The sequence below is a fragment of the Sporosarcina sp. P26b genome (genome assembly GCF_002743245.1).
Classification (GTDB): domain Bacteria; phylum Bacillota; class Bacilli; order Bacillales_A; family Planococcaceae; genus Sporosarcina; species Sporosarcina ureae_C.
Map to the genome: position 1 here is coordinate 1 of NZ_PDYW01000045.1, position 8,994 is coordinate 8,994.

9 protein-coding genes are annotated in these 8,994 nt (G+C 33.0%); 6 read left to right on the forward strand and 3 right to left on the reverse strand.

The annotated features are described in order from the left end of the window. The first annotated feature begins 310 nt into the window (after positions 1 to 310). On the forward strand, positions 311 to 1,234 hold the full coding sequence (locus CSV69_RS16110) for an STM4504/CBY_0614 family protein (RefSeq protein ID WP_099693964.1): 924 nt from the start codon (positions 311 to 313) through the stop codon (positions 1,232 to 1,234). A 116-nt stretch (positions 1,235 to 1,350) separates the two neighbouring features. Here CSV69_RS16110 and CSV69_RS16115 read toward each other — a convergent pair whose 3' ends face one another. Next, positions 1,351 to 1,608, reverse strand: a complete 258-nt coding sequence (locus CSV69_RS16115) for a helix-turn-helix domain-containing protein (RefSeq protein WP_369823967.1) — start codon at positions 1,606 to 1,608, stop codon at positions 1,351 to 1,353. Between the two features lie 164 nt (positions 1,609 to 1,772). Between CSV69_RS16115 and CSV69_RS16120 the strand changes: the two genes are divergently transcribed. Further along, positions 1,773 to 2,522 (forward strand): hypothetical protein, encoded by a 750-nt coding sequence (locus CSV69_RS16120; protein ID WP_099693965.1) that lies wholly within the window; start codon positions 1,773 to 1,775, stop codon positions 2,520 to 2,522. A 652-nt stretch (positions 2,523 to 3,174) separates the two neighbouring features. On the opposite strand, the gene CSV69_RS16125 is transcribed toward CSV69_RS16120, so the two are convergent. Next, positions 3,175 to 4,200 (reverse strand): PIN domain-containing protein, encoded by a 1,026-nt coding sequence (locus tag CSV69_RS16125; protein ID WP_099693966.1) that lies wholly within the window; start codon positions 4,198 to 4,200, stop codon positions 3,175 to 3,177. A 595-nt stretch (positions 4,201 to 4,795) separates the two neighbouring features. Then, positions 4,796 to 5,467 carry a hypothetical protein gene (locus CSV69_RS16130; protein ID WP_099693967.1) on the reverse strand — a complete coding sequence of 224 codons (672 nt, stop codon included), beginning with the start codon at positions 5,465 to 5,467 and terminating at the stop codon, positions 4,796 to 4,798. A 326-nt stretch (positions 5,468 to 5,793) separates the two neighbouring features. On the opposite strand from CSV69_RS16130, the gene CSV69_RS16135 reads away from it, so the two are divergent. The 4 genes from CSV69_RS16135 (at position 5,794) to CSV69_RS16150 (ending at position 8,832) form a co-directional block, all read left to right on the forward strand. Beyond that, on the forward strand, positions 5,794 to 6,435 hold the full coding sequence (locus CSV69_RS16135) for a recombinase family protein (RefSeq protein WP_099693968.1): 642 nt from the start codon (positions 5,794 to 5,796) through the stop codon (positions 6,433 to 6,435). A 268-nt stretch (positions 6,436 to 6,703) separates the two neighbouring features. Beyond that, positions 6,704 to 6,928 carry a hypothetical protein gene (locus tag CSV69_RS16140; protein WP_099693969.1) on the forward strand — a complete coding sequence of 75 codons (225 nt, stop codon included), beginning with the start codon at positions 6,704 to 6,706 and terminating at the stop codon, positions 6,926 to 6,928. A gap of 460 nt (positions 6,929 to 7,388) precedes the next feature. Next, entirely contained in the window at positions 7,389 to 8,429 is a 1,041-nt protein-coding gene (locus CSV69_RS16145; protein WP_233192416.1) for an HNH endonuclease domain-containing protein, read from the forward strand. Positions 8,430 to 8,469: 40 nt separating this feature from the next. After that, complete coding sequence (locus tag CSV69_RS16150) at positions 8,470 to 8,832, forward strand: hypothetical protein (protein ID WP_099693971.1); 363 nt, start codon at positions 8,470 to 8,472, stop codon at positions 8,830 to 8,832. The last annotated feature ends 162 nt before the right edge of the window (positions 8,833 to 8,994 follow it).

Below are 8,994 nucleotides of genomic sequence, written 5' to 3' on the forward strand. Positions count from 1 at the left end.
AACCATCCACTTTTCCACTTCCTATTCCTCTCTTTCTATAGACTAGCTTCAGTATATAGAAAGTAGATTTATATTGGAAAACTGTTGATTCTTATTTGTTGGAAGCTGTTGAATCTAGTTTAACGTTTACAATAAGGCGGTAGAGTCATCACTCTATCGCTTTAATTATGCCTATCAGAAGCAGACGTTTAGAAATAAAGTCAAAATATTAACAACCTAAGTGATAGAGAAATTTACCCTCTATTACTATTTTTTTTAGGTAATCAGATGTATCATGGTTTTATATGGGGAATTATGGAGGGGTTAATAGATGGTTTTTGAATTGTTTTCAAGAAGAAACTCTACAGAATTAAAAATTGACGTATATGAATATGATGAGATTCTACTAAGTTTCAGAACACAATTTGCTATGCTGATAAGTGAGGTAGTAAATGAATTTAAACGTGGATATATTAGTGATAGTAGTCGATTTTGGGATTATGTTGTAAGTGAAGTGCAAATTGAGTTGGGATTATTAAATCTTAGGGGTACAATAAGTTATAACCATAGTCCTGATTCTAAGGTGAATTATCTCATGTCCTTTCTTTTAAGTACTGATGATAAATCAGCACTTGATGTAATGGATTTATTGGTTTTTTTACATCACGCTTATTCCAGTTCGACTTCTAGTGTTAAAGAAAAATGGGAAATGGCAGTCAAGAGAATTAATAGGAAGTTAAAGGAAAATTCCTTAGGTTATGAAATAGTGGGTAACCAACTGATTAGAGTAGATAATCAATATATTCATAACGAAGTAGTAAAAACAGCCATTCAATTATTACAAGAACATCAGTTTCATGCGGTTTCAGATGAGTTTCTTAAAGCGCATGAACATTATAAACAAGGTGATTATAAGGATGCTGTTGTAAACGCAGGAAAAGCGTTTGAAAGTACAATGAAAACAATTTGTACGAAGAATGGTTATGATTATAATGCACAGAGAGATACAGCCAATACCTTAATAAAGCATCTCATTGATAATGAGCTAATCCCATCTTATATGCAAAATCATATTCAAGGTTTAAAACAAGCGCTTGAGAATAGCGCTAATGTGTTGAGGAATAAGAATGGTGGGCATGGACAGGGTGAAGTTGTCTTAGATGTTGACGATTCTATCGTACGATACACCTTGAATTTATGTGCGTCCAACATTGTGTTTTTAGTAGAGAGATATAAAGAAATGGCACATCATTAAGTTGGTGTGCTTTTTCTTTTGTTTAATCTAAATCATCAACCCTGTGCTTGCTATAACAAATCAAGTTGCTAAGTTCTATTGTAAATCTGACCTACTCCAAGCAAGCAGGGTTGTAACTATAATGTATTGCGTTTAATAGTATATCCATCAAATTCATCTTCTAATTGTCGAACAAGTTCAGAGGGTCGCAGATTTAAAGCGTCTGCCAATAAGAAAATTGTTGTGATTGACGGTTGTTTTACATTTCTCTCTAACATGCTTATATAGGTTCTATCAAGACCGCTTTTAAAAGCCAATTCTTCCTGTGAAAACTTCATGGATTTACGAATCTTTTTTAGTACCACACCAATTGTAATGTTTTCAATTTCAATCAAAAGAAAAATCCCCTTTTAAACCAATTACAATGGTGTTGGAGGTTTAGTTCCACGTACTATAGTCTGCAAAAAGAGAAGAATTCTAATATTATCTTTCTATACTTAAACGAATATAGTAGAATCTTAATTGTAGACTATAGTCATGGTTCATAGGGAGGATTAGAATGGTGCGAAGCAAAATGAAAAGGAACATTATATTGGCTGCAATTTCATGTGCGCTCGTGGGAATTGGCGTTGTGTATCTTATGAAATGGGATAACGAGAGAGTTGAGAAAAGAGCTGAGCAAAAAGTTGAAAAAAAAGCTGAGCTAGAAAGACTGGCGGTACTAGAAGAACAAATAGCTAAAGATAAGGAGGCGTCTTACCTTAACTATTTGGAGGTTATAGAAAGGCTTGTTAATAGTGACGATTATAATGATGTAGTAAGAGTAGCTGAACTATCAGATATCTACCTATATGAGATGAACTTCAGTGAGAAAAAAGAATATTTTCAGCAAACCCAAAAGGGTAATGAATACCTTGAAAAACTAGGTGAAGAAGCTACAAAGAGGTTAAATAATTCACTTTATAACTTGTATGATAATGGAAATGAGTATAGACAATATGATGAAATAAAAGATTCTGCTGATAACCCTGATTACGTTCATGAAGAAAACCTAGCTTTTTTTAAGAAAGAAAAAGATAGATTTAGTATGCAAGAAAGAAGAGAGTTAATTGAAAAGGTAGTAACAGGAAAGAAAGAACAGAATCCACGTTTAGGTATGACAAAAGAACAAGTGGAAGCATCAGCGTGGGGGAAACCTAAGGACGTCAACAGAACAGTTTCCACATATGGCAGTAGAGAGCAGTGGGTATATGGAAGTGGGCAATACCTTTACTTTACAGATGGAATATTAACCAGTTTCCAAGATTAAATAGAGATACAAAAAAAGGTAGAGTTAATAGCTCTACCTTTTTTTATGGGTATCTGTATCAAGAATGTTTGGCTGTTACATTGCAACGATACGATGTAGTCTGAACCGCCACAAGTAGTCTATCATACGTTTAGATATAGCATTTGAATATACAACCCCATTCAACACAATTACCTATCTGAGAATTCACTGAGAGCAAGAGTAATAGAATTATATACATCATCACGTGTAGGCTCAATGAGCAACTATAAGCGTACAGCAGATTCATATTACGACTGTAAGGCAAAGAATGAGTTACTGCATAGTCATTATACTAATCATTAATTGTTTGCTATCTGAAATGTTTAATAAGTGTTTAACTTAATCGTATTCTTATGAACACGATGTTAAGAGCGACAGAGGACAGATGACAGACGACAGACGAAACAGATTAACAGTATTAAGCCTTTAAAGGCAGTAGTAAAAGAAAACTAAATCAGGTTGCAACTTACTGATAGCCAATGGAGACAGTAAGAGCTTAACAAAATGGAAATCAATCATATATTCAAGTCCTGTTCTCATTGAATTAAAGCATCCGATTACTGAATATGAAGTTTAAAGATGGTTCGTTTACTTTTAGATTTTCAGTAATTTGTGTTAGTTTGCGACTGTTTTATGCTCTCTCATAGATTCTGATTTTATCCATAATGACCACACTATAATCATCTTGTGTTTTATGAAAGACAGCTTCACACTTTATATCCGCTGGCATTATAACTTGTGTGTACTCATCATCATCGCCCATGCCACTGTATTCCCAGGAATCATGATGTTCTCTAATTAATAAATTCATTTCAGTTTTGATTATTATTGGAACATGAATATATAGATTAGATTTCCGAGCCCCTTTTGAATAGTCGATATGGCAGTCTTGTTCGTTAATACCGTTTAGTCCATATTCATTTTTCGAAGAGACGTTCTTTTCGAAAATATATTTATTTAGTGGTTCTTCGAATTCCCAATTATGGTCCAATAAGTATTCATTTAGTCGTCCTAACATTTTTTCTTCAATTACACTATCTATTTCATAATCAACATAATATCCTTTTTCCTCCAAAAAACAATCAATATCATTTCTTAATATCAATCCTGAAAACTCTGCTTTGTAGTCTGGGTGTAATTCGTCTTTATTTTGTTTATCCATAGCAAAATCACTTGAGTTTTTAGTAATCAAGAAGTATTGAGACATTTCATTATTATGCTTCTCTTTGAAATTTAGAATGGTTTCCCAAAGCAACCCGTCTTTAAATTGCTGTCTATTATTTTCGAAAGGCTTCAGCTTTTGAAAATATCTATCATAGACTTTTTTATACACGTAAATATCTGGAGTGAAGAATCTGAATGGAAAATCAGTTAATAACTGTTTTTCATATTTTGAGATTAGCTCCTCCACTTCAAACTCTCTAGTTGGGCTTTTATCCGCCCAGCGTTTAATTTTATTTATCGATTTAATAATTTCATTTTTCTCAACAATTTCTTTTCGTGCATGGTCAACTAATTCTTGAAGGACAATATCAGTTATTATTATCTCTACATCGTTACCAGAGATATTTTTAAATCTAAATAATTCTTCAACTGTTGGATTTATAAAAAACTGCTTGTCAAGTATATTTGTATCTAAGAAAATATAAATTTTCATTCGAACGAGTCTCCTTTTAATTTAGAGTATTTAATAAATGTATCAATAATTTTTTTGTGAAATAATTAAATAATCATGCTTTTTATTGTGTAACATTTTTCAAACGTGTATATACGGAGGTTTGTAATGAACGCCATGTCACTTCTAAAACGTATTTTGACTTCTTCTATAAAAGCTAACTTTTCATTTTTTCTTATGCACAAGTATTTGATTGATAATATGGATTATACCATATTTGATTATAGATAGTTCTTGAAACGTGGGGGGGGATGTGTAGCAGGAATGGTTGGCTGTTATCTCAAGACGAGGCGATGAGGTCTGAACCATCACAAATGGTTTATCACTCGTTTGGATGTAAAAGTTGACTACACTCTCCCATTTCACAAAAGTGTCCGTTTCAGAAGATATTGGCGCAGAAAAGAAGTTTTATACATCAAATCAAAGTGTGTCTTTGTGCTACAGAACGATTGTATATGAATTAAAGAAATCAAATAGATAGATGGTTATTAATTAGCACAGCGCTGCTTTTATCATTAATAAGGCATAACAAAGAAACTTGCATGTTAGTGAAATCCTAAGATACAAGCTCGAATGTTTATTTTATTGGTTTATACGAACCAATTACTTGTCTATGATGGTGACTATCACTTAGCCAATCTAACATTGGCTGTTTATATTCATCTAGTCTGATTGGTGTGGAAATAAATTCAAGTTCCTTTGATTTTAATTTCGTTATAATTATATCTGCTTTGATAAACTCGCCATGTAAATAAAGGACTTTAAAAACTTTTTTATCGTCTGAAGCCAAGTAATCAAAATTTATAGAGCGCTTGAATATATTGTAGGGCACATACTCTTCAGAAGTAATATCGAGTTCATCTATGCCGAATTGCATTTCTACTTTGTAAATAGTGATTTCATATTCGAGTTCTATAAAAGTTGCTATATAATCACTCTTGTTGTGTACTTCAATTTCCCAAACTAGAGGAGCATGATATTGAGATGAATCAGGAAAGCCACGTTGGTCAAAATCAATAGTTAAGATTTCATTATTTACTATGTTCAAGTAGTCATCGTATACCTCGAATATGCTGTATTCATCATCTTCTGTCACTTCAATTGGTTTTCTTTTTACTGGAACTAAATGAATTTTTGGGTTCACTTCTTTCCTAGTAAGCTTATATACTAAATAAACTACTGCAACGTTAACTAAGGTAATTAGAACTTGAACAATATCAGTAACACTTATGTTGAGAATCTCATCCACAAATTAACACCCCTTTCATTTAATATAAAAATTGTAACACGGAAAAAGATTTACTAATCATAAATATACAACAGAAATTTTCAACTTGCTATCATTCAAGTAAGTTGACCTTGAAGAAAATGGGAACTCTGATGTAATTGATTGTATAAAGATAATTTATAAATAATAGTATCTTCAATGAGAGAAACAGAGAACTATAGATTGTAAAGGCATGCCTTATTCAACTCTCTAAAATGGACGATAATACGTTTGTTTAGGTGTTGTATTTAATTTGTAAACGTTTATAATGTAAACAACATCTTTATAAACAGGAGTGATGAATTAACATGACAAACACAAAAATCTTCGGTTATGTTCGTGTCAGTGACAAAGGACAAAATATAGAGCGTCAAGATATGAAAATGTTGGGAATTGGAGTAGCTGAACGTGATATTTTCATAGACAAAGCAAGTGGCAAAAATTTTGACCGTCCACAGTATAAAGCGTTAAAGAGCGTAATTCGAGCAGGTGACCTAATTTATATTGATGCTTTAGACCGGTTAGGACGTAACTATGATGAAATAAAAACAGAGTGGCAACATATAACTCGTAAGCTAAACGCTGACATAGTGATATTAGAGAATCAAGAGCTTTTTGATAGTAGAAAGTTTAAGTCAATGGGGGACATGGGCAAGTTGATGGAAGACCAATTCCTATCCTTATTAGCTTATGTAGCCGAACAAGAGCGTAAGAAGATGCTACAGCGTCAAAAGGAAGGTATTGCAGTTGCTAGAGCACAAGGTAAGCATTTAGGTAGACCAAAAATTAACCTATCCACATTAACTAAGAAGCAGCGAGCTGACTTAGATAGCAACTTTCAAGCTTGGGAAAAGAAAGAGTTATCGGGAGTGGAACTAATGGGCATCTTAGAGCTGAAAAAGAACTCATTCTACAAGGTTGTCAAAGAATATAAGGAAACGATTCAATGAGAAAATATAAAATTATCAGTGGTCATGAACTATTCAGATGACTTGTAAGAGCGGTACAGCAGACTTGTGGCGAACCCATAGATATGTAGTCTAACTGACCATACAGGGTATTTTGGTAAGTCTGTGAATAGAAGGAATTGATTTAGTAAATTCCATTATTCGAAAAAGGGATTTAGGTTCAAGTGTTGAACGTTGGTCTACTGGTAGACATAAGCTTGGGACGGTTCTCTTTAACGACACTATTGGGGTTGCAGAGTTGGAGCGCAACATGATTATAGACCGTACACAGGAGGGCAAGGCTATAGCTAGACTGAATCCTAACTATCGTGAAGGACGCAAGCCTACCAATAAAAAGGCGCAGCTTGACCATGCTCTAAGTATGTTAGTGAGCCATTCCTATAACGAAGTAATGGAAAAGACAATCAGTAAGAGTAAATTAATCAGAGCGATGAATAAGCGTAAGGTAAAGGAAGCTGAGAAGATTAGTAAGTAGATACATAAATATATAAACACATGTGAAAATGGATTGAATCTGTATGGCTAAAAGAGAGTTTTCCGAAGGTTACGTTCAGGTAATGGGTTAAAGGGGTATATGTTTTATGGAGTTTTATCATTTTGAATTATTTTATAATAGACCTGTAAAACACGTATTTTATGTAGTGAGTTAAGTAGCGCTGAAGTCAAGCACAGAGCCTTGTAAGAGTCGCTAGAGAGTTGTTGTAAGGCTCTTAGGAACGAGCTGTTAACAGTGTGTGTATGGAGGTAATAATGTGTTGTAGCATGACACAGGGTTATTTGATGAGCACCCCATCCATTCCCGATATTCCGTACGATATGCAATATAGAAAGCTGTGTCCTATTACGTCCACACACTGAGAAAGTAACAGACGAAGCGATATGATAAAGGAAAACTCAAATGTTTACAAAAAAAGGAGAATGTTATGAATAACTTTATGAAGAATGATGATTCACTTGAAACTAATTTTCGTTCTATTTATTTGTTTGGTAGAAATGTTGCTACTTACAAATTTGCTTTTGCCAAAACTATACTTGAATTAGGTGCAAGTAAAAATAGTTTTATCAGTTTGGAAGAAATGTCTCCAATCTTTGCAAAATACATGTTAGAGCATATTGGTAATGGTAAAAGACAAATAACAAGTCCAACATCCAAATTTATAAGTGCCCTAGATTTACATTATCATAATCAAATTACTTGGGAACAGTTGCTAATAGTTACTGAAAAAATTGGTTTTAACAATGTGATAGACGCTTTTCATAATTTACCAAATGGAGAGACGGATAAGAAGTTTTATGAAAAGTCTTTGCAAGGTAAAAAATTAGGTATTACTTTGACTGATAATATGTATTTATTAAATGAAAGTTCTCAAAAGCAGAATTTATTAAGTGAAGTAGAAGGTAGATGGAATTTAGTTGAGAGCGCATGGACAGAAAAAAATAAGAAGTTAGAAGTGAAATTTGATGAGATACTCGAGCAACTATTCTTTCTTAAACCTTTGACACCACAAGCTTTTATGTTATCACATGAGAGAATTGATTTAACTTCTGCGAGAAAACCACTTAATGGATATCAAAAAGGGAAATGTTTCTATTGTTATAAAGGTATATCAATCGAAAGCAGTCTTGAGACAACTTGCGATATTGACCATTTTGTTCCTTTGTCTACTCAATTTGCTAGTAAGCAGGACTTGGATTTAAATGGTGTTTGGAATTTAGTGCTAACCTGTAAAGAATGCAATAGGGGAGAAGTAAATGGTAAGTTTGCTAGGTTACCTGCAATGTATCTCTTACAACGATTAGACAAGCGAAATGAATATTTAATAGAAAGTAATCATCCGCTAAAAGAAACCATCATCATGAGAACTGGTAATAACTCTCAACGAAGAGCAAGCTTCTTGAATGGTATATACGAATTTGCCACTACTCTTAATAGAGGAGAGTGGAAACCGACACATGAGTATGACGTAGAGTTTTAATCGACTAATATTTTAATTAATTATAAGGGAGACGGTATTTATGAGTGAAAACCTAAATAAGTATTTAATTAAACAGTTTGGAGAACAAGTTATTTATCTTGCCGAAAAGAAGATGAAAGACACTGACCTTAATAACAACTATCTTGGAGTTTTAACTTCAACAGGTAAGGACAAGATAAAAGATTTATTTAAAGAAGTTATTGAAGAGGAAAGAGTTTATTATGAAAAAACTTATATAGAGAAGTTAACAGGTATAGGTGTTTTTGAGGAAATGAGACATCTTCAATTAGGAGAAGAAGAAAATAGAGCATTGATGGAGAAGATAGGAGAGTTACAAAGCGAGTTAAAGGATAATAATGAGATACTAAAAACACTCAATTACATGTTAAAAAATATAACTTGAAATTAAATTAAAAAATTGAAAGATAGAATGGAGCTAGTATAGATGTATGGACACAAGTTAGTTAAGTCTCTATCCTAATAAATAGAGAGGACGTGTCCGGAATGAAACAAAAACGTTATAACCAGGAATTCAAACAAACAATCGTCGAACTCTACAGATCTG

Excerpts from the sequence above, each read along its gene's own strand:
- CSV69_RS16110 (WP_099693964.1), top strand. The coding sequence starts at position 311 with ATGGTTTTTGAATTGTTTTCAAGAAGAAACTCTACAGAATTAAAAATT.
- CSV69_RS16120 (WP_099693965.1), top strand. The coding sequence starts at position 1,773 with ATGGTGCGAAGCAAAATGAAAAGGAACATTATATTGGCTGCAATTTCA.
- CSV69_RS16125 (WP_099693966.1), bottom strand. The coding sequence starts at position 4,200 with ATGAAAATTTATATTTTCTTAGATACAAATATACTTGACAAGCAGTTT.
- CSV69_RS16135 (WP_099693968.1), top strand. The coding sequence starts at position 5,794 with ATGACAAACACAAAAATCTTCGGTTATGTTCGTGTCAGTGACAAAGGA.
- CSV69_RS16140 (WP_099693969.1), top strand. The coding sequence starts at position 6,704 with ATGATTATAGACCGTACACAGGAGGGCAAGGCTATAGCTAGACTGAAT.
- CSV69_RS16145 (WP_233192416.1), top strand. The coding sequence starts at position 7,389 with ATGAAGAATGATGATTCACTTGAAACTAATTTTCGTTCTATTTATTTG.
- CSV69_RS16150 (WP_099693971.1), top strand. The coding sequence starts at position 8,470 with ATGAGTGAAAACCTAAATAAGTATTTAATTAAACAGTTTGGAGAACAA.